Here is a 20,751-nt window from a genome sequence, read left to right as displayed (position 1 = left end):
AGCTTACCAGCCGGTGACTTCTTTCAACGCATCGCCAATTTGCGCCAAAGAACGAACGGTTTTGACACCGGCGTCTTCCAGAGCCGCAAATTTTTCATCGGCAGTCCCTTTACCACCAGAGATGATGGCGCCCGCGTGGCCCATACGCTTGCCAGGAGGTGCCGTCACACCGGCAATGTAGGAAACCACCGGCTTCGACACGTTGGCTTTGATGTAAGCCGCGGCTTCTTCTTCGGCGGTGCCGCCGATTTCGCCGATCATCACGATTGCTTCGGTTTTCGGGTCTTTCTCGAACATCTCCAGGATGTCGATGAAGTTAGAACCCGGAATCGGGTCGCCGCCGATACCGACACAGGTAGACTGACCAAAACCGTGGTCAGTGGTCTGCTTAACGGCTTCATAGGTCAGGGTACCAGAGCGAGACACGATACCGACGCGGCCTGGCTGATGGATGTGACCCGGCATGATACCGATTTTGCATTCACCGGGAGTGATCACACCCGGGCAGTTCGGGCCGATCAGGCGTACGCCCAGCTCGTCGCATTTGACTTTTGCGTCGAGCATGTCGAGGGTCGCGATGCCTTCGGTGATGCACACGATCAGCTTGATGCCAGCATTCGCAGCTTCAAGGATCGAGTCTTTGCAGAACGGTGCCGGTACGTAGATCACGCTGGCCTCTGCACCGGTTTTCTCGACCGCTTCTTTCACGGTGTTGAAAACGGGCAGGCCCAGGTGCGTCTGGCCGCCTTTGCCCGGCGTGACACCACCGACCATCTGCGTGCCATAGGCAATCGCCTGCTCGGAGTGGAACGTGCCCTGGCCACCGGTGAAACCTTGGCAGATGACCTTGGTGTTCTTATCGATCAGGATGCTCATTACTTGCCCTCCGCTGCTTTGACAACCTGCTGAGCCGCGTCGGTCAGACTGGTAGCAGCGATGATGTTCAGACCGCTAGACGCCAGTTTCTCAGCGCCCAATTCAGCGTTGTTACCTTCCAGACGAACGACCACCGGGACGTTGACGCCCACTTGCTCGACGGCACCGATGATGCCTTCCGCAATCATGTCGCAACGAACGATACCGCCGAAGATGTTCACCAGAACGGCTTTGACGTTGTCGTCAGACAGGATGATCTTGAACGCTTCTGCAACGCGCTCTTTGGTCGCGCCGCCGCCAACGTCCAGGAAGTTAGCGGGCTTGCCGCCACTCAGGTTGACGATATCCATGGTGCCCATGGCCAGGCCTGCGCCGTTGACCATGCAACCGATGTTACCGTCGAGGGCAACATAGTTCAGCTCCCACTTCGCCGCGTCGGCTTCACGCTGATCTTCCTGGGAAGGATCGCGCATGGCCTGCAGGTCTGGATGACGGTACAGGGCGTTGCTGTCGAGCCCCAGTTTGGCATCCAAGCAGTGCAGGTTGCCTTCGTCAGTGATGACCAGCGGGTTGATCTCGAGCAGTGCCAGATCTTTGTCGTGGAACAGCTTGGAGAGACCCAGGAAGATCTTGGTGAACTGTTTCACCTGATCGCCTTCGAGACCCAACGCAAAGGCCAGTTCACGCGCTTGGTAGGGCTGTGCGCCAACCAGCGGATCGATTTCTGCTTTGAGGATCTTCTCAGGCGTCTCTTCAGCAACGGTTTCGATCTCGACACCGCCTTCGGTGGAAGCCATGAACACGACGCGACGAGTGGTACGGTCAACGACCGCGCCCAGGTAGAGCTCGTCGGCGATGTTGGTGCAGGTCTCTACCAGAATCTTGGCAACCGGCTGACCTTTTTCGTCAGTCTGGTAAGTCACTAGGTTCTTGCCCAGCCACTGCTCGGCGAAGGTTTTGGCTTCTGCCGGGTCTTTGATCAGCTTGACGCCGCCCGCTTTACCGCGGCCGCCAGCGTGAACCTGGGCTTTGACAACCCACATGTCGCCGCCGATTTTTTTACACGCTTCTACAGCTTCTTCGGGAGTGTCCACGGCAAAGCCTTTGGACACTGGCAGACCATAATCGGCAAACAGCTGCTTGCCTTGATACTCGTGAAGGTTCATCGATTCATGCCATTGGTTGCATGTGACTCGAACGATGATCAGCTGGCGTGACAGTGTATCTGTACCGCCCTGACCATCCCCGTACTTTCAGTGGCCAGCACATTACCGCGCGGGGCTGAAAGTGTTGCGCCACCTGACGGTGGCGCTTGGTTGTTGCTTAGCGAATTACTTGCGCTTCTTACGGTTCGCCATATGAATCGCATGGCCTTCTACCGCAAGAGCAGCTTCGTGCACGGCTTCCGACATGGTCGGGTGCGCGTAGCAGGTCAGCGCGAGGTCTTCGGCGCTAGAGCCGAATTCCATCGCAATCACGCCTTGAGCGATCATTTCGCCGGCGTGCTGACCGACGATGTGCATACCGAGAATACGGTCGGTTTCCGCATCGGCAATGATCTTGGCGCTACCTTCGGTGGCATTGTTCGCCATGGCACGGCCGCTGGCGGCGAATGGGAAGCTGCCGGTTTTGACCTCAATGCCTTTGGCCTTGGCATCTTGCTCGGTCATACCGACCCACGCCACTTCCGGGAAGGTGTAGATCACGTTCGGGATGGTGTCGTAGTTCATCTCGGCTTTGTGGCCAGCGATGATGTCCGCCACCATAATGCCCTCTTCGGACGCTTTGTGCGCCAGCATCGGGCCGCGTACACAGTCGCCGATGGCGTAAACGCCCGGCACGTTGGTACGGCACTGGTCGTCGACGAAGATGAAACCACGCTCGTCCAGCTCGACGCTCACGCCATCGGCAATCACGCCTTTGGTGTAGGGGCGACGGCCAACGCAAACGATCAGCTTGTCGAAGGTCATCTCTTGTTCGCCGTTGGCATCGGTGTACTTGACGACGACTTCGTCACCGTTCGCTTCCGAACCGGTCACACGGGCACCCAATTTGATGTCCAGCCCCTGCTTCTTGAGCAGTTTCTGGGTCTCTTTGGCAATCGCGGTGTCGACCATCGGCAGGAAGGAGTCCATCGCTTCCAGCACGGTGACTTCAGAACCCAGACGGTTCCATACGCTGCCCAGCTCCAGGCCGATGACGCCCGCGCCAATGACGCCAAGACGCTTCGGCGTTTCCTGGAACTCCAGGGCGCCGGTGGAATCGACGATTAGGCCTTCGGTCAGCGGGGTCGGCGGGATTTCCACCGGCACGGAGCCTGCCGCGATGACGATGTTATCGGCGTCGTACGTCGTGGTATTGCCGTCGAGGTCGGTGACTTCGACTTGCTTGCCAGAGATGACTTTACCGGTACCTTCGATGGCCGTAACACCATTGGCTTTGAACAGGCCAGAGATGCCGCCGGTCAAGTTCTTAACGATCTTGTCCTTGCGCGCCATCATCTTCTTGACGTCCATGGTCACGTCGCCGGCTTCGATACCCATGTCGTCGAAATCGTGCTTGGCTTCGACGAACTTGTGCGAGGCTTCAAGCAGCGCTTTGGACGGGATACAACCGACATTCAAGCAGGTACCGCCGTGAACGACGTTACCTTCTTTACCGATCCATTTTTCAACACAGGCGGCTTTCAGACCCAGCTGCGCAGCGCGGATAGCCGCTACGTAGCCACCAGGGCCTGCACCAATAACGATCACGTCAAACTTGTCAGCCATGTTGGCTCCTTTAGCTTGGTGGCCTCCTCCCGGGTGGATGACAGCGGGTAGGAGGCTGTGTGCGATTAACTCAGCGTGCTCAACACTAGCGAAGGCGGATCAGCGCGCTTCGTTATACGTCCAGCAGCAGACGAGCCGGGTCTTCCAGCAGCTCTTTAATCGTAACCAGGAATTGTACCGCGTCTTTGCCGTCGATCATGCGGTGGTCGTAAGAGAGTGCCAGATACATCATCGGGCGAATTTCGACCTTACCGTTCACCGCCATCGGGCGTTCCTGGATCTTGTGCATCCCCAGGATAGCGGTTTGCGGCGGGTTGATGATCGGGGTCGACATCAGCGAGCCAAAGATACCACCATTAGTGATGGTGAAGGTGCCGCCGATCATGTCGTCCATGCCCAGCTTGCCATCACGACCACGCTTACCGAAGTCGACGATGGTGCGTTCGACGTCGGCAATTTTCATGCTGTCGGTATCACGCAGTACTGGCACCACCAGGCCACGGTCGGTAGACACCGCCACACCGATATCCTGATAGCCGTGATAGACGATCTCGTCACCGTCAATGGACGCATTGACATCCGGGAAGCGCTTGAGAGCTTCCGAGGCGGCTTTCACGAAGAAGCCCATGAAGCCAAGCTTGGTGTCATGCATCTTCAGGAAAGTATCTTTGTACTGCGCGCGCAGGTTCATGACCGCGCCCATGTCCACTTCGTTGTAAGTGGTCAGCATCGCCGCCGTCTGCTGGGCTTCGACCAAGCGTTTGGCAATGGTCTTGCGCAGGCGCGTCATCGGCACACGTTTTTCGACGCGATCACCTTCGACTGCCGGGACCGCCGCGGCTTTCTTCGGCGCCGAGGACTTGGTCGCTTTCTTTGCCGAGCCCTCTTTGACGGCTTTCTGAACGTCTTCTTTCAGAATACGACCGCCTTTGCCGGTACCTTCGATCTTGGACACGTCCAGATCGTGCTCGGCCACCATTTTACGTGCCGCCGGTGCCAGGATCTTGTCGCCGACTTTCTCGTCAGCGCCGTCGTCGTCGCTGCCGGACTTGTCTTCGGTGCTCGGTGTGCTGGCTTCGTCGCTGCCACCGCCTTCGACGAAGGTCGCCAGAATCGCTTCCGACTCTACCTGACTGCCCTCTTCGGCCTTGATCTCTTGCAGCGCACCGTCGGCCGGTGCCACGACTTCGAGTACGACCTTGTCGGTTTCGATGTCGGCGAGTACTTCGTCACGCTTGACCGCTTCGCCAACTTTTTTGTGCCACGTGGCAACGGTGCCTTCCTGGATCGATTCAGGGAAGCTGGGGGCTTTTACATCGTGCTTTTTACCGCCGCCAGCAGGCTTAGACTCTGCTTTTGATTCGGTTTTTTCAGCGCTGCTATCGCTAGAAGCGCTCTCTTTAGAAGAGCTATCTTCTTTGCTGGCAGACGCGTTGCCTTCGCCAATTTTGCCCAATACTTGCTCAGACTCAACGGTATCGCCCTCTTCGGCCATGACGTCGGTCAGGGTACCCGCTTCCGGTGCGACGACTTCGAGCACCACTTTGTCGGTTTCGATTTCAACAATCAGCTCGTCGCGTTCGACGCTGTCACCCGGCTTTTTATGCCACGCGGCCACAGTGCCCTCGGCAACGGATTCCGGAAAGGTTGGCGCTTTGATCTCAGTAGCCATGTCGTTTCCCTTATGTGTTCTCTAAACCCGGTGGGCGCTTATAGGTTAAAAGCGTCTTCCACCAGCTGGCGCTGCTGTTCAGTGTGGACGGACATATAGCCCGCTGCCGGAGCAGCCGAGGCAGGACGCCCTGCGAATTTCAACTCACGTCCAAGGCCATCTTTCAACATATCGGCCACGGTGCGCATGTGGTGCTGACTGGAGTACCAGGCGCCTTGGTTCAGCGGCTCTTCCTGACACCATACGATGTCTTCCACATTGGCATACGCCTGGAGCACTTCCAGAAGCTCTTCTTTCGGGAAGGGATAGAGCTGCTCTAGACGAATGATCGCCGTGTCGTCACGCTCGTTTTCAGCGCGCCAGTTGGCCAGATCGTAGTAGACCTTGCCTGCGCACATAATGACGCGGGTGACGTTGTTGGCGTCGAGATTCGCTTGATCCGGCAGTACCATGTGGAACTTGCCGTGAGCGAGATCTTCCAAGCTCGACACTGCTTCTTTGTGGCGCAGCAGCGACTTAGGCGACATGACCACTAGCGGCTTGCGCAGCGGACGAATCACTTGGCGGCGCAACAGGTGGAAAATCTGCGCGGGCGTCGTCGGTACGCACACCTGCATGTTGTGCTCGGCGCACAGCTGCAAGAAGCGCTCTAGACGGGCAGAAGAGTGCTCGGGCCCTTGGCCTTCATAGCCATGAGGCAGCAGCATGGTCAAGCCGCACAGGCGACCCCACTTGGTCTCACCGGAAGAGATGAACTGGTCGACCACCACTTGAGCGCCGTTGAAGAAGTCACCGAACTGCGCTTCCCAAATGACCAAGTCATTCGGGGCGGTGGTCGAGTAACCGTATTCGAATGCCAGCACGGCTTCTTCCGACAGGAAGGAGTCGTGGATGGTAAAGCGCGGCTGACCATCGGCCATATTCTGCAGCGGTACATAGGTCGACCCGTCTTTCTGGTTGTGCACGACCGCGTGACGGTGGGAGAACGTCCCACGACCCACATCCTGCCCGGTGATGCGGATAGGATGACCTTGGTCGAGCAACGTGGCGTACGCCAGCGTTTCGGCAAACCCCCAGTTGAGCCCCATGCCGCCCGCCTGCATTTTACGGCGGTCTTCGTAGATTTTGGCGACCTGGCGCTGAACGTCGACACCGTCCGGTATTTCACACATCTTCGCCGCTAGCTGCTGAAGACGCTTCATATCGAAGGTGGTGTCGGCGTCACCGGTCCACTCGTGGCCAAGGTAAGGCGCCCAATCCACGAACAGTGAAGTATTGGGCTCTTGGACCAGCGCATTGGCAACATGATTACCTGCGACAAGGTCATCACGGTAGGTTTCTACCATGGCCTTGGCATCGTCTTCAGTGATGACGCCCTGCTCGACCAAACGCTGCGCGTAAAGCGTACGTGAGGAAGCGTGGTCTTTAATCTTGGCGTACATCATTGGCTGCGTGCCTGACGGCTCGTCTGCCTCGTTGTGACCACGGCGACGGTAGCACACCAGATCGATCACGACGTCTTTCTTGAACTGTTGACGATAATCCAGCGCTACTTGTGTCGCGTGAATCACGGCATCAGGGTCGTCGCCGTTGACATGGAAGATCGGCGCCTGAACCATTTTGGCAATGTCAGTACAGTATTCCGTAGAGCGCGCGTCCAAGGGGTTCGAGGTGGTGAAGCCCACTTGGTTATTGATGACGATGTGCACCGTGCCGCCCGTCTTGTAAGCACGGGTCTGAGACATCTGGAATGTCTCCATCACCACGCCCTGACCGGCGAATGCAGCATCACCATGGACGTTGATGGGCAGTACTTTGCTGCCTTCGTCATCGTTACGACGATCCTGGCGAGCGCGTACAGACCCTTCGACGACCGGCGCAACGATCTCCAGGTGCGACGGGTTGAACGACATGGCGAGGTGGACTTCCCCACCCGGTGACATGACGTTCGAGCTAAAGCCCTGATGATATTTGACGTCGCCGGAGCCACGCTCGATGACTTTCTTGCCATCGAACTCGTCGATCAAATCCGCTGGGTTTTTACCCAAGATATTGACCAGCAGGTTCAAGCGACCACGGTGGGCCATGCCGATGACGACTTCTTTGGTGCCGTAACCACCGGCGCGCTGAATCAGCTCGTCCATCATCGGTACGAACGACTCACCACCCTCCAGACCGAAGCGTTTGGTGCCCGGGTACTTGGACGCTAGGTAGTTTTCTAATCCTTCCGCTGCGGTCAACCGCTCCAGCACGTGCTTGCGCACGTCATCGCTGAACTTGGGTGCGCTGCGTACCGATTCGAACCGACGCTGTAGCCAGCGCTTCTCTTCGGTATCGACGATGTGCATGATCTCGCAACCGATGGAGCGACAGTAGGTCTGCTCCAGCGCGTCGACGATGTCACGCAGCGGCGCTTTATCGATACCCAGGAAAAACGAGCCGGTTTGAAACTCGGTGTCGAGATCAGCTTTGGAGAGCTGGTGGAACGACAGGTCGAGGTCGGGAACGGGGGTGGGATTACGCAGCCCAAGCGGGTCGATATTGGCCTTCTGATGGCCACGGAAGCGATACGCGTTGATCAGCTGCAGGACTTTGACCTGCTTCTTGTTCTCACCGCTGTCGGAGGCGGCAGCTACCCGGCCCGGGCGGCTTTCACGGCCCAGTTGGTAGAACTGATCACGAATGGGGCTTAGTGGAACATCGTGGGAGGCACTGCCCTCAGGACGCGGCAGCTGATCAAAATAGCTGCGCCACTCGTCTGAGACAGAATCAGGATCGGCGAGGTACTGCTCGTAAAGCGCTTCCACGTAGTGGACATTGCCACCACTAACGTGAGAGGAACGCCACATCAACTCCATTATGCCTTGTTGCATCTCTCGGTCACCCTGCACTGATGGGGTGGTATCGGCATCGCTGCATGCATGCAACGACATCGCTATTGCCCTGCCGGCGGGGCGGGACGTTTGCCGGCGGCGCCGACCGGAGGCCGGAAGCCCTTGTTCATACACGTGGTTAAGACCACGTAGTTGCGACGCGTTTCTCATTCAGTTCATGCTCAAAAGCCGGTACTTAAAGCACCGGCTTTTAAACTTGGCTGACCACGGTGCGACGCGTCGCCGCACCGTGACGGCCCCTATGATAACAAGCGAAGCGCCACGATTTAAGTAGCTTTATGCTGCAACTTACGTGGTACACGCTTTTTCTTCATGGGATTAGATAGTTACGTAGCGTCCGCAAGCAACATTTCACGAATTTTACCAATTGCACGGGTCGGGTTAAGACCTTTCGGGCACACGGCAACACAGTTCATGATGCCACGGCAGCGGAAAACCGAGAACGGATCCTCCAAGCTGGTCAGGCGCTCACGGGTTGCGGTATCGCGGCTGTCGGCCAGGAAGCGGTAGGATTGCAGCAGGCCAGCAGGACCCACGAATTTGTCCGGATTCCACCAGAACGACGGGCACGATGTGGAGCAACACGCGCACAGAATACATTCGTATAGGCCGTCCAGTTTGTCGCGCTCTTCCGGCGACTGCAGGCGCTCAATGGCCGGTGCCGGGGTGTCGTTCTGCAGATACGGCTGGATACGCTCGTACTGTTTATAGAACAGCCCCATGTCGACCACCATATCGCGGATGACCGGAAGACCAGGCAGCGGGCGAAGTGTCAGCTTGTTGTTTTTCACGACGTCTGACAGCGGCGTGATGCACGCCAGGCCGTTTTTGCCATTCATGTTCATGCCGTCGGAACCGCAAACACCCTCACGGCAGCTGCGGCGATAGGCCAAACCGCTGTCTTGCTCTTTCATCAGATGCAGAACATCCAGCACCATCAGATCGCGGCCTTTGGTATCGACCTGAAACTCCTGCATATAAGGTGCGGAGTCGGTTTCCGGATTGTAGCGGTATACGGATACCTGAAGATTGGACATGGTGACTCCCTCTCGTCGGTGCGGAGATTAGTAGGTACGAACCTTGGGCTCGAACGTATCGACGGTTTTCGGCTTGAAGTTGACGTCGCGCTTCTTCAGCTCTTTGCTGGCCGGGAAGTAGAGCGAGTGTTTCAGCCAGTTGACATCATCACGGTCAGGGTAGTCGTAGCGCGAGTGGGCACCACGGCTCTCTTTACGCTCGAGGGCAGCAATCGCCGTTGCTTCTGCCACTTCCATCAGGTTGTCCAGCTCCAGCGCTTCGACACGAGCCGTGTTGAACGCGTTGGATTTGTCCGGCAGGTGCGCATTGGCAATGCGGCCACGCAGGTCCGCCAGCTTTTTGACACCTTCTTGCATGTTTTTCTCTTCACGGAATACACCGAAAGAGTTCTGCATGATGTCTTGCAGCTCGGCTTTCAGTGCCGGAATGCTTTCGCCACCCTCTTCGGATTCGTTCCAGCGCGTGATGCGCTTCATGGCGAACTCGATGTCCGACTCGGAAGCGTCGAGGTATTCGATACCTTCGTTCAGCGCGCCTTCGATGAACATACCCGCAGCACGGCCGAAGACCACCAAGTCGAGCAGTGAGTTACCGCCCAGGCGGTTGGCACCGTGGACCGATACACACGCCGCTTCGCCACAGGCGAACAGGCCGTTGACGATCTGGTCGTTACCATTTTCGTCTTGAGTGATCGCTTGGCCATGGATGTTGGTCGGAATACCGCCCATCATATAGTGGCAGGTCGGGACGACAGGAATCGGGTCTTTCGCCGGATCGACATGGGCGAAGGTCTTGGAGAGCTCGACGATCCCCGGCAGACGCTTGCCAAGGACTTCTTCGCCAAGGTGATCGAGTTTCAGGAAGACGTGATCACCCTTCTCGCCACAGCCGCGGCCTTCGAGAATCTCCATGACCATGGAGCGTGCCACCACGTCTCGACCCGCTAAGTCTTTGGCGTTCGGTGCATAACGCTCCATGAAACGCTCGCCGTCTTTGTTGATCAGGTAGCCACCCTCACCACGGCATCCTTCGGTCACCAAGGTGCCCGCACCGTAGATACCGGTCGGGTGGAACTGCCACATTTCCATATCCTGCATCGGGAAGCCCGCGCGCAGCGCCATGCCGATGCCGTCACCGGTATTGATCAGAGCGTTGGTGGTAGAGGCGTAGATACGACCCGCACCGCCCGTCGCCAGAACCGTGGCTTTCGATTTGACGTGCACCACTTCACCAGTTTCGATGCACATGGCGATACAGCCCACTACGTCACCGCTGGCGTTCTTGACCAGGTCGACTGCATACCACTCGTTCAAGAACGTGGTGTTGTTCTTGAGGTTGTTTTGGTACAGGGTGTGCAGCAGTGCGTGGCCGGTACGGTCGGCGGCTGCACAGGTGCGCGCTGCCTGACCGCCTTCACCGAAGTTCTTCGACTGACCGCCGAACGGACGCTGGTAGATGCGGCCGTTATCGAAACGCGAGAACGGCAGGCCCATGTGTTCCAGTTCGAAGACCGCTTTGGGGCCTTCGGAGCACATGTATTCAGCGGCGTCTTGGTCAGCAATGTAGTCGCCGCCTTTGACCGTGTCGTACATGTGCCAACGCCAGTCATCGTTCGGGTCGGCGGAGGCGATGGCACAGGTAATACCGCCTTGAGCAGAAACCGTGTGAGAGCGCGTCGGGAACACTTTGGAAAGTACGGCTGTCTTTTTACCGGATTTTGCTAGTTCGAGCGCCGCACGCAGGCCAGAGCCACCGCCACCGATGATGATGGCGTCGAATGTCAGGCTACGAAGGTTAGACATGTATCAAGCTCCCCACAGAATTTGAATGCCCCACACGAGGTACACGAAGATGGCCAGAATGATCAGCGTCTGGGCACCCACGCGCAGGCGAGTGGACTTGAGGTAATCGGTGGTGACGGTCCACAAACCGATCCAGGCGTGCGCAGCGATCGAGATAAACGCCAGCAGCGAGAAAATACGCATCCAGGTTTGCTCGAACAGGCCGCTCCAGGTGTAGTAATCCAGGTTCGGATTCAACAGCAGGTAAGCAACGACGAAAACGGTATAGAGGGCCAGCACGACCGCAGAAACACGCTGCATCAGCCAGTCAGACAGACCGCTACGGCCAAAACTCGTAATGTTGGTTACCATACCCAAACTCCTGCCAGAATGATCAGAACCGCGCTTACCACGACGGTCGCCTGTGCTTTTTTCACGCCACCTTCTAAGGTCACCCCAATATTGGCGTCCATCAGCAGGTGCTTGATGCCTGCCACAAAGTGGAATGCCAAGGCAGACAGCAGCCCCCACGCAACGAGCTTGGCAAAGAAGTTGTTGGCTAAGGCACTGCTGACAGCATCGAAGCCAGCCGGAGATGATAGGGATTTACCCAACGCCCAAAAAGCGAAAATCAGGCCAACGAACAGGATCACACCCGTGATACGGTGTGTAATCGACGTTAGCGCCGGTAGTGGGAAATGTATCGTCGTTAGATCTAGGTTTACGGGTCGTTTGCTATTCACGGCGTTATACACACTCTCTTGGCCCGCTCTGCGACAGGTCGGGCATAGCCCGAGCGGGCAGTGGTTGCTGGAAGGGGCTCGGCCGTTGCCAAGTCGGGCACGACCACCTACCTGCCGGTCGCGCGCCGTGGATTATAAGAACCTTAGCCCCTGCTGACAAACCGATCTCAGGCTTAACTCGACCATGGTGCAAGAAAAATGCCGCCTACCCGAGTCGATTTTGCGATGCAGCATGGTTATAGTGACAGGAGATTGATGGTTTGATAAGCCTGTTAACGTATCGTCAATCCTCTGGCACTTCGCTACTATGAACACCTCATTTATCATATACAAAAATTGTTCATAACAACAATCTCTGTACAAGCATAGCTAGCGCTTAGGCTAATTGACAAAATGTCGCACACTTCTATAGTGGGCAAGCCTTTTCGCCGGCGCGGTATGCGAAACAACGACTTTACGTCCCAAACCGAATTCGAAAGGAGGCCAGCATGGCTGACAGGAAAGCGACATTGACGGTAGACGGTCTCGACAAAACGATCGAGCTACCCATGTATTCCGGCACACTTGGCCCCGACGTCATCGACGTGCGCGGCTTAGGCGCCGAAGGCCTGTTTACCTACGACCCCGGCTTTATGGCCACCTCTTCCTGCCAATCTGCCATCACCTATATCGATGGCGGCAAGGGCGTACTGCTGCACCGCGGTTACCCCATTGATCAACTGGCGAAAGAGTCGAACTTTGTAGAAGTTTGCTACACCCTGCTGTTTGGTGAGCTGCCCAACGACGAGCAGTACGCTGATTTCGAATCACGTATTCGCAATCACACCATGGTGCACGACCAGATCAACAACTTTTTCAAAGGGTTCCGCCGTGACGCGCACCCAATGTCGATTCTGTGCGGTGTCGTGGGCGGCCTAGCAGCCTTCTACCACGATCACATGGACATCACTCAGGAAGAAGACCGCGTCATCAGCGCGATCCGTTTGATCGCCAAGATGCCGACCCTGGCCGCCATGTCGCACAAGTACAATGTGGGCCAACCGTTCAATTATCCGCGCAACGATCTGAGCTATGCAGAGAATTTCCTCTACATGATGTTCAGCAACCCGTGCGAAGAGTACAAAATCAACCCGGTATACGCGAAAGCCATGGACCGCATCTTCATGCTGCATGCGGACCACGAGCAAAACGCCTCTACCTCTACCGTTCGTCTGGCAGGCTCAACTGGCGCCAACCCGTTTGCCTGTATCAGCGCGGGCATTGCGGCCTTGTGGGGTCCTGCGCATGGCGGTGCCAACGAGGCCGTGCTCAACATGCTGGACGAAATCGGCGACGATTCCGAAGAGAACATTCAGCGCTTCGTGGATAAAGCGAAAGACAAGAACGATCCCTTCAAACTGATGGGCTTCGGTCATCGCGTCTACCGCAACTTCGACCCACGCGCCAAAGTGATGAAAGAGACCTGCGACGAAGTACTGGCCGAGCTCGGCATGGCCGACGACCCGCAGCTCAAAATCGCCAAGCGCCTGGAGCAAATCGCACTCGAAGATGAATACTTCATCGAGCGCAAACTGTATCCGAACGTCGATTTCTACTCAGGCATCATTCTGAAAGCCATGGGCATTCCGACCAACATGTTCACCGTGATCTTTGCGGTGTCGCGTACCATTGGTTGGATCTCCCACTGGCATGAAATGCTCAGCGAAAGCTACAAAATCGGCCGCCCGCGCCAGCTGTACGTCGGTCACGAAAAACGTGACTATCCCAGCAAGTGATTTGGCAGCTAACGCGCTAATGCATGCATAGGATGACGAAGGCCACCCACGGGTGGCCTTTTGTTTGCTCGTACTTCCTACCAACAACAAAGGTGCTTTATGCAATCTATCAAAACCGTTGCGTTTATCGGCCTTGGCGTCATGGGCTACCCGATGGCCGGCCACCTCGCCAAGCAGGGCCTCACCACGCGGGTTTACAACCGCACCGCAAGCAAGTCAGAAGCATGGGCTAACGCCTTTGGCGGCACGGCTCACGCGACACCCGCCGAGGCAGCCCAGGGGGCCGATTTGGTATTGGTGTGTGTCGGCAACGATGACGATGTGCGCCAAGTGACCATGGGCAGCGATGGTGTACTGAGCACCATGACCAGCGGGAGCTACCTCGTCGATCACACCACCGCGTCAGCGGATTTAGCGCTGGAGCTGGATGCTGCCTGTCGAGAAAATGGCGTAGCGTTTATTGACGCCCCCGTGTCAGGCGGCCAGCAAGGTGCCGAGAACGGCGCACTGACCATCATGTGCGGCGGCGAGCAAGCGCATTTTGATGCCGTCGCCCCTTTCCTGAATCATTACGCACGTGCCGTCACGCTCATGGGCGCTGCCAGCAGTGGTCAGCTCACCAAAATGGTGAATCAGATCTGCATTGCAGGCTTGGTACAAGGCTTGGCGGAAGGCCTGCACTTTGCTGAGCAAGCCGGACTCGATCAGCACCAAGTCATCGACGTCATTTCCAAAGGCGCTGCAGGGTCTTGGCAGATGGAGAACCGTCATAAAACAATGATTGCTGATGAGTATAACCATGGTTTCGCGGTGGACTGGATGCGCAAGGATCTGGGGATATGCCTCGAGCAAGCGCGACGGTTAGACGCCACCCTTCCTGTCACGGCGTTGGTCGACCAATTCTATGCGGACGTACAGCGTATGGAAGGCGGCCGCTGGGACACGTCATCGCTACTAAAACGGCTGCGCAAACCTGAATAACGCTTGACTTTTTGGCACTCGCTGCCTAGCCAGGGTTTTCCACACTATCTGTGGATAACCCTGTTCACAACCACTAGAAAACGCCCCACAATCGCCATGAACAGTGACTCAACCTTAAATTGGTTATTTTTTAACCTAATATAACTGATTGATTTTAAAGAGCTTACGCTAAATTGCTGATTTTTTGCTTCATCTTTATGTGGTTGTGCACAACCCGATCCTCCAAGTTACAAAAGTGGACAAGTCAAGCACAATATGGACAAAAAACGCGTGAAATAGACGCAAGTTCTAGACGACGGGAATGCAAAAAAGGCAAGTGAGAAGACTCATTGCTATTCGCGAATCGAAATGATTTAAGGAGAGAAACAAAGAGAGTGGCGTCCCATAGGGGGTTCGAACCCCTGTTCCCGCCGTGAAAGGGCGGTGTCCTAGACCACTAGACGAATGGGACGTTGTCAGACCTTAGATATCTTGGACAATCAACATCAGGGATGGCTGATATTGGTGGAGCCTAGCGGGATCGAACCGCTGACCTCAACACTGCCAGTGTTGCGCTCTCCCAGCTGAGCTAAGGCCCCACATGTCGCGAAGACGGAGCGTATATTACTGATTCGCCTGATCTTCGTCAAGCCTATTTCCCGAAGAAAACGCCACGCGTTCATAACTAGACCGCGCGACGCTCTCTCCATTTTCATACCAGGGGTCAATTACAGATCGCGGTACTCTTTTTCAAACCGCTTCGCTTGCTTTTTGGAAACACCCCCTAACACGTCAATAGCGTTACGCAACCGCGCACGTGTCACATCGGAGCCCAAGATAGCCATCGCATCCATCACCGAGGTACTGGACGCACTTCCGGTGATGGCAATGAACACCGGTGCCAAGAACACTTTCATTTTGAGCTCGAAGTGCTCTGACAATGTTTTCACCTCGGCCAGAAGTGCGTCTTTATGCCAAGCAGAAACGGCCTCGAAACGCCAAACCAGGAATTGCAGCAGCTTGACGAGTTCTTCGTCGTCCAGCTTTACGCTATCAAAGTCATCTTTACTGATCGCTGGCAAACCTGAGAAGAAATGGCCAGCGAGCGGTACGACCTGAGAAAGCGTCTCTATCCGTGGACGCACTTGCGGCAAAATCTGTTTAACGTACGCATCGTTGAACGCCCATTCGCGCAGCGCCTGAAGCAGGGCGTCGTCATCCAAATCTTCTCGAATGTAAACGCCGTTTAGCCACGTTAACTTCTCCAGATCGAACACGGGACCACCGAGGGAGACGCGCTGAATATCGAATTCCGCCATCATTTCTGACAGGCTGAATTTTTCACGCTCGTCGGGCATCGACCAGCCCATGCGCCCTAGGTAGTTGGTAACGGCCTGGGGTAAAAACCCCATGCGACGATAGTAGTTGATCGATGTGGGATTCTTACGCTTGGAGAGCTTGGACTTATCCGGATTACGCAGCAACGGCATATGGCAGAGCTGCGGCATTTCCCAGCCAAAGTACTCATATAGCAGTTGGTGCTTCGGCGCGGAGTTGATCCACTCTTCACCACGCAGTACGTGAGTAATGCCCATCAGATGGTCATCCACCACGTTCGCCAGATGATAGGTGGGCATACCGTCTGACTTCATCAGAATCTGCGCATCGACCTGCGCCCAATCGACCTCGATCGTGCCGCGCAACATGTCGCTCACCACACACACACCCTCGCTGGGTACGTGCATACGAATGACGTACGGCCAGCCTTCTTGCTCACGGCGTGCCTGCTCGTCGACGTCCAAGGCTAGATCGGCTGGCTTCAGCGCTAAGTGTAGGCCCGCCTCTTTGCGAGACTCACGCAGTTCGTCCAACTCTTCGCTGGTGCGGTAACATTTGAAAGCATGACCAGCATCCAGCAGCCGCTGGGCGTGCATCGCATAGATATCGCCACGTTCGCTTTGGCGATAAGGGCCATGTGGGCCACCAACGTCAGGACCTTCATCCCACTCCAACCCCAGCCAGCGCAAGGAATCCAAAATCATCTGTTCGGACTCGGGAGTCGAACGCACCCGATCGGTATCTTCGATACGCAGAATGAACTGCCCGCCGTGCTGACGAGCAAAGCAGAGATTGAACAACGCAATATAAGCAGTACCTACGTGCGGATCGCCTGTAGGAGAAGGCGCGATACGAGTGCGAACGGTCATCAACGGATCCTTTTGGCAATTAAGCGTGGCGCCATTATACGCACCCTTAGATCAACCAACAGCCTCCATAAGGGAACGAGTTTGGCTTAAAAGCGTCTGAACGAGTGCTCAAGGATCGTCGATAGGAAGATGCGCGCTAATGCACAATCGCTTAGTATGACGCAGTACCTATGATTCGTGTTCGTACATGAGAAAACATTGCGTCTTTCTCAGTATGATCAGAGCGCCACCTTGCGGGTGGAAGTACATTCAACGAGCTGATTCAGCTCATCGACAGGAAAATGAAATGGAATCGCTAGGCTCACGTATCAAGCAACTGCGGCTTAGGGCCAAGCTCAACAAGGCTGCCCTTGCACGTAAAGTTGGCGTGTCAGATGTCACCATTTCTTACTGGGAGTCCGGGGCGATTAAACAGATCGGCCACGAGCGTCTAGTGGCGCTCGCCGATGCCCTCGATTGTTCGCTGGCTACCCTGCTAGAAGGTGATAGTGCACCTCAACTGTTAACCCTGAGCCATACGGGTCCCCTCCCCTGGGAACAGGTTCAGGCCACGACCATTACCGTGCCGCATCATCTGCCGTTGAAGATCGACTGGAAAGCGCCCTGCGTGATGGCGACCCCGGGCAAAGACACGGATTTTTCACCCATTGCATCCGGGGATTTACTCCTGCTCGGCCCAACACATGTGTTCCATAAGGCGGGCCATTACTTGGTCCAGCGGGATAACCGCTTCGTGATCGAACACTTTGCGAAAGCGCCAAGTGACATCTCTATCCATGCCGTATTACTGGCACACTGGTGTCCTGCCTAAAGCAACTACCTCCCCATCCCTTTAGTTGTCCTCAATCACCTCCACCTGGTCGCGCGTCCGTCTTGGTTCATTGCCAATCAAGAAACGGCGCGAGTAGGTGGCTATCTGCCCTAGACCGTGGCGGGATTGGCTGACCAGCTCTCCCGCCAAGTATTCGCCTTCTCCACCAATGCGTTCCTGCACGCTTTCTGGCTGAACGGCAGCCTCACCTAACTGTACCGTAACCCAATAGCCCCCATCCGGTAGGCCGCTGCCAGAACCAAAGGGCCCCGCTTCGAATTTACCGTCCATCACTCGCGTACGCGCTTGCCAACGGACGCGGCTTAGCTCCCGCTCGATAATCACCTGCACTTGGGCGTTATCCGGCAAATTGGTGTCGCCTTCTACCATTAGGCGGCGATCGGGACGCAGTGACGCTGACGTCGAAATAACGACTTCCAGGGGCTCCACCTGCTGCGTTGGCGGTTCCGGCTCAGAGGCGCGCTCTTCGGCCACGGAGTTAGGCTGGGTTTGTGAGACCTCTTCCTCCGGCCCGCTGCACCCGCTCAATAGCAGGGCCCCGACTAACGCCACGCCAACATAACCGAGCGTCTTCCCCATAACGACTCCTCATCTTAATGTGCCACGCCTGCCTACCCAGCGTTGACTCTCACCATACCTTTTTTTGACCACAAAATACGCAAAGTGATGCAGGGGTTTATAAGAACTGATGAGGGCTGCGCGATGATTGAGACAGACCTCTCACCCCTCCTTAGAGACGCCATGCCTCTCCAATGGGGTCCACAGTGTTAGGACCTCAACAGTCGTACAGAGATAGCTTAGCTTTGTACTGTTCATAGCTTCTTGCGTACAATCGCACGCCAACGATGCCCCTTCGAATACATAGCCATGGTGCACCACCGCTTTTCGTTACACGGCAAGAAACTTGCTATTGGAACATTAGTGGTACATAGAGCATGACTTATAGATAGCATCTTATGATGCAAGTGATTGATATGAATAAACAAAGCCCAGCAGACATGGCACGCCGATTCTCCGTCGCGCCTATGATGGATTGGACGACCCGAGATTACCGCGCCTTCGCGCGCACGCTGACCAAGCGGGCGCTGCTATATACCGAGATGGTGACGACTGGGGCGGTGTTGCATGGTTCTCCCCGGGAGCGCTTTCTGGGTTATAGCGAGGTGGAGCATCCGATTGCACTGCAGTTGGGGGGCAGCGATGCGGGGGAACTGGCGGAGTGCGCGGCGATTGCGCAGGCGTGGGGTTATGATGAGGTCAATCTGAACGTTGGCTGCCCCAGCGACCGGGTGCAGAACAACATGATTGGCGCGTGTCTGATGGGCCACCCTGAGAAAGTAGCGGCGGCGGTGAAAGCCATGCAGGCGGCGGTGTCGATTCCGGTCACGGTGAAGTGCCGCATCGGCATCGATGATCAGGATGAAGATGCAGATTTAGCCCGATTTATCGATATCGTGGCCTCGGCGGGCTGTGAGGTGTTTACCGTACACGCCCGCAAGGCGTGGCTGCAGGGGCTGTCGCCGAAAGAGAATCGCGATATTCCGCCGCTGAATTATCCCCGCGTGCACCGGCTGAAGCAGAGCTATCCTGAGCTACATATCGGCATCAACGGCGGCATTAAAACGCTTGAAGAGTGCCAAGCGCAGCTTGAGCACGTAGATAGCGTGATGGTAGGTCGTGAGGCGTACCAAAACCCGTGGTTACTAGCGAGTGTGGATAAGCAGATTTTTGGGGAGTCGGGCCCTGCGCGTACGCGATTGGAAGCAGCCACGGCGTTTCGCCCGTACATTCAGCAGCGGCTGGATGAAGGGGCCAAGCTGAATCATATCACTCGGCATCTGCTTGGGCTGTTTCAGGGCTGTCCTGGCGGGCGTCGGTTCCGTCGCCACCTGTCGGAGCATGCGCACAAAGAGGGTGCAGGCTTACGTTTGTTTGATGATGCGCTCGGCTTGGTTCGCGAGCCTAAGTTTGAAGCGGAGTCTATCGAAGAGCATAAGACCAGCCAGCTTTTGTTCTAACACATCCAGGGGAGTTGAAACCTGCAGCGCTAAATCGTGCGCCGCCTCTGTAGGCTCGATACCGCGGGCTTTTCGTTCAAACAGCGCCACACCTAATTGATGGTGCTAACCTCATCGTCGCAGCGGCAAATTTTGACGGTAAGCCGTGGGATATTTTGGCTAAAGGCGCCTCTTTCGTGTAAGCCTTGCCAATAAGTTCAGTACTAACGTTGCTAGCTACCGGCGCTGATGTATGCGCAGCGTGAGCAAAAACGGCTGCAGCACCTCTCGAAGAAGACCCCGGTGCGCAGCTCAACTGCGCGGCCGGGGTTTTAATTTACCGGTTGCGTAAACAGATAAACCTTAGTAGCCAGATTGCGTTGGCTGAATAATGATTTCATCGATATTTACATCATCCGGTTGCACTATGGCGTAGGCAATGGCATTTGCTATCGCGTCAGGCTTCAGCGCTACCTGACGAAAATCTTCCAGCCAGGCTTTAGTTGCGGTGTCTGTGGTGGTGTGCGCCAACTCGCTTTCGACTACACCCGGCGAAATAGTGGTAACCCTGACTTTTTTTGTTTCCATCCGCAGACCATCGGAGATAGCACGTACTGCAAACTTAGTTCCGCAGTACACTGCAGCTGTCGGAAATACACTGTGGGCAGCTATAGACGCAGTATTGATTATATGGCCGCCACGCTGCTCCATCACGGTGAGCACAGACTCAATGCCGTTTAATACCCCTTTAATGTTCACGTCTATCATTCGGTTCCACTCATCTGCTTTCAGCGCCGCCATGGGTGACAGCGGCATTAAGCCAGCGTTGTTCACCAAAACATCAACCGGGCCGAACTCTTCGCTGACAGCCGCCACTACCGCCTTAAAGTTATCGCGTGATGTGACATCAAGCGTATAAGCTTTCGCCTTACCACCTGCTTGCTTAATTCTCTGAGTTAATGCTTCAAGCCGATCAGCACGCCGCGCTGCTACCAGCACGGTGTGCCCGGCGTTAGCTAATATTTCAGCGGTGACTTCACCAATACCGCTGCTGGCACCGGTGACCAGAACAACTCTAGGTTTGATAGCGCTCATAACAAAAATCCTTTGTAAATAAAGAAAATAATGCTGCTTTTATACGGGCTAACCCGATGCCTGTTATGTTAAAAGCATGAAGGACTGTCATGGATACCCAAAAATACGCT

Annotated in this window: 16 protein-coding genes and 2 tRNA genes; 4 read left to right on the top strand and 14 right to left on the bottom strand. The window is 55.9% G+C overall.

All coding sequences use genetic code 11. The annotated features are described in order from the left end of the window. Positions 1-3 precede the first annotated feature (3 nt). The 9 genes from sucD to sdhC all read right to left on the bottom strand — a co-directional run bounded on the left by sucD (position 4) and on the right by sdhC (position 11,775). Positions 4-876: a succinate--CoA ligase subunit alpha gene (gene sucD, locus FRH_RS11040; RefSeq protein WP_044627828.1), complete on the bottom strand. Its 873-nt coding sequence runs from the start codon at positions 874-876 to the stop codon at positions 4-6. Further along, positions 876-2,042: an ADP-forming succinate--CoA ligase subunit beta gene (gene sucC, locus FRH_RS11035; RefSeq protein ID WP_016914526.1), complete on the bottom strand. Its 1,167-nt coding sequence runs from the start codon at positions 2,040-2,042 to the stop codon at positions 876-878. The genes sucD and sucC overlap by 1 nt, the downstream gene beginning before the upstream one ends. A 165-nt stretch (positions 2,043-2,207) precedes the next feature. After that, positions 2,208-3,647: a dihydrolipoyl dehydrogenase gene (gene lpdA / locus FRH_RS11030; protein ID WP_139525441.1), complete on the bottom strand. Its 1,440-nt coding sequence runs from the start codon at positions 3,645-3,647 to the stop codon at positions 2,208-2,210. A gap of 112 nt (positions 3,648-3,759) precedes the next feature. Further along, positions 3,760-5,319, bottom strand: a complete 1,560-nt coding sequence (odhB, locus tag FRH_RS11025; RefSeq protein WP_281996870.1) for a 2-oxoglutarate dehydrogenase complex dihydrolipoyllysine-residue succinyltransferase — start codon at positions 5,317-5,319, stop codon at positions 3,760-3,762. A 38-nt stretch (positions 5,320-5,357) separates the two neighbouring features. After that, a complete protein-coding gene (locus tag FRH_RS11020; protein ID WP_139525439.1) occupies positions 5,358-8,192 on the bottom strand; it encodes a 2-oxoglutarate dehydrogenase E1 component in 2,835 nt (944 codons plus the stop codon). Positions 8,193-8,539: 347 nt separating this feature from the next. Next, positions 8,540-9,250 carry a succinate dehydrogenase iron-sulfur subunit gene (locus tag FRH_RS11015; protein ID WP_016914530.1) on the bottom strand — a complete coding sequence of 237 codons (711 nt, stop codon included), beginning with the start codon at positions 9,248-9,250 and terminating at the stop codon, positions 8,540-8,542. A 27-nt stretch (positions 9,251-9,277) separates the two neighbouring features. Continuing rightward, a complete protein-coding gene (gene sdhA / locus FRH_RS11010) occupies positions 9,278-11,053 on the bottom strand; it encodes a succinate dehydrogenase flavoprotein subunit (protein ID WP_139525438.1) in 1,776 nt (591 codons plus the stop codon). A 3-nt stretch (positions 11,054-11,056) separates the two neighbouring features. Further along, the gene (gene sdhD, locus FRH_RS11005) at positions 11,057-11,404 is read right to left on the bottom strand and encodes a succinate dehydrogenase, hydrophobic membrane anchor protein (RefSeq protein WP_139525437.1); all 348 of its coding nucleotides are present in this window, start codon (positions 11,402-11,404) and stop codon (positions 11,057-11,059) included. Next, positions 11,398-11,775 (bottom strand): succinate dehydrogenase, cytochrome b556 subunit, encoded by a 378-nt coding sequence (gene sdhC, locus FRH_RS11000; protein WP_196781579.1) that lies wholly within the window; start codon positions 11,773-11,775, stop codon positions 11,398-11,400. Before sdhC ends, sdhD begins: the two co-directional genes overlap by 7 nt. 488 nt (positions 11,776-12,263) lie before the next feature. Here sdhC and gltA point away from each other — a divergent pair, with 488 nt between their 5' ends. Next, entirely contained in the window at positions 12,264-13,550 is a 1,287-nt protein-coding gene (gltA, locus tag FRH_RS10995; RefSeq protein WP_139525436.1) for a citrate synthase, read from the top strand. Between the two features lie 99 nt (positions 13,551-13,649). Next, positions 13,650-14,531, top strand: coding sequence for an NAD(P)-dependent oxidoreductase (locus tag FRH_RS10990; RefSeq protein ID WP_139525435.1), 882 nt, complete (start codon positions 13,650-13,652; stop codon positions 14,529-14,531). Positions 14,532-14,906: 375 nt separating this feature from the next. Here the strand turns inward: FRH_RS10990 and FRH_RS10985 are convergent. The 3 genes from FRH_RS10985 to gltX all read right to left on the bottom strand — a co-directional run bounded on the left by FRH_RS10985 (position 14,907) and on the right by gltX (position 16,717). Then, positions 14,907-14,982: transfer RNA gene (locus FRH_RS10985), tRNA-Glu, on the bottom strand. 51 nt (positions 14,983-15,033) lie between these two features. Next, a tRNA-Ala gene (locus FRH_RS10980) sits at positions 15,034-15,109 on the bottom strand. 129 nt (positions 15,110-15,238) lie between these two features. Beyond that, positions 15,239-16,717, bottom strand: a complete 1,479-nt coding sequence (gene gltX, locus FRH_RS10975) for a glutamate--tRNA ligase (RefSeq protein ID WP_153842315.1) — start codon at positions 16,715-16,717, stop codon at positions 15,239-15,241. A 286-nt stretch (positions 16,718-17,003) separates the two neighbouring features. On the opposite strand from gltX, the gene FRH_RS10970 reads away from it, so the two are divergent. Then, a complete protein-coding gene (locus FRH_RS10970; RefSeq protein WP_139525433.1) occupies positions 17,004-17,528 on the top strand; it encodes a helix-turn-helix domain-containing protein in 525 nt (174 codons plus the stop codon). A gap of 21 nt (positions 17,529-17,549) precedes the next feature. On the opposite strand, the gene FRH_RS10965 is transcribed toward FRH_RS10970, so the two are convergent. Beyond that, on the bottom strand, positions 17,550-18,128 hold the full coding sequence (locus FRH_RS10965) for a hypothetical protein (RefSeq protein ID WP_139525432.1): 579 nt from the start codon (positions 18,126-18,128) through the stop codon (positions 17,550-17,552). Positions 18,129-18,523: 395 nt separating this feature from the next. On the opposite strand from FRH_RS10965, the gene dusA reads away from it, so the two are divergent. Then, a complete protein-coding gene (gene dusA / locus FRH_RS10960; RefSeq protein WP_281996869.1) occupies positions 18,524-19,567 on the top strand; it encodes a tRNA dihydrouridine(20/20a) synthase DusA in 1,044 nt (347 codons plus the stop codon). A gap of 342 nt (positions 19,568-19,909) precedes the next feature. Here the strand turns inward: dusA and FRH_RS10955 are convergent, their stop codons facing one another. Beyond that, positions 19,910-20,641, bottom strand: a complete 732-nt coding sequence (locus FRH_RS10955; RefSeq protein ID WP_281996868.1) for an SDR family oxidoreductase — start codon at positions 20,639-20,641, stop codon at positions 19,910-19,912. Positions 20,642-20,751 lie beyond the last annotated feature (110 nt).

The sequence above is a fragment of the Halomonas sp. A020 genome (assembly GCF_027943625.1).
Classification (GTDB): domain Bacteria; phylum Pseudomonadota; class Gammaproteobacteria; order Pseudomonadales; family Halomonadaceae; genus Vreelandella; species Vreelandella piezotolerans.
The sequence above is the reverse complement of the archived record's forward strand: the minus strand, read 5'-3'. Positions and strand labels throughout refer to the sequence as shown.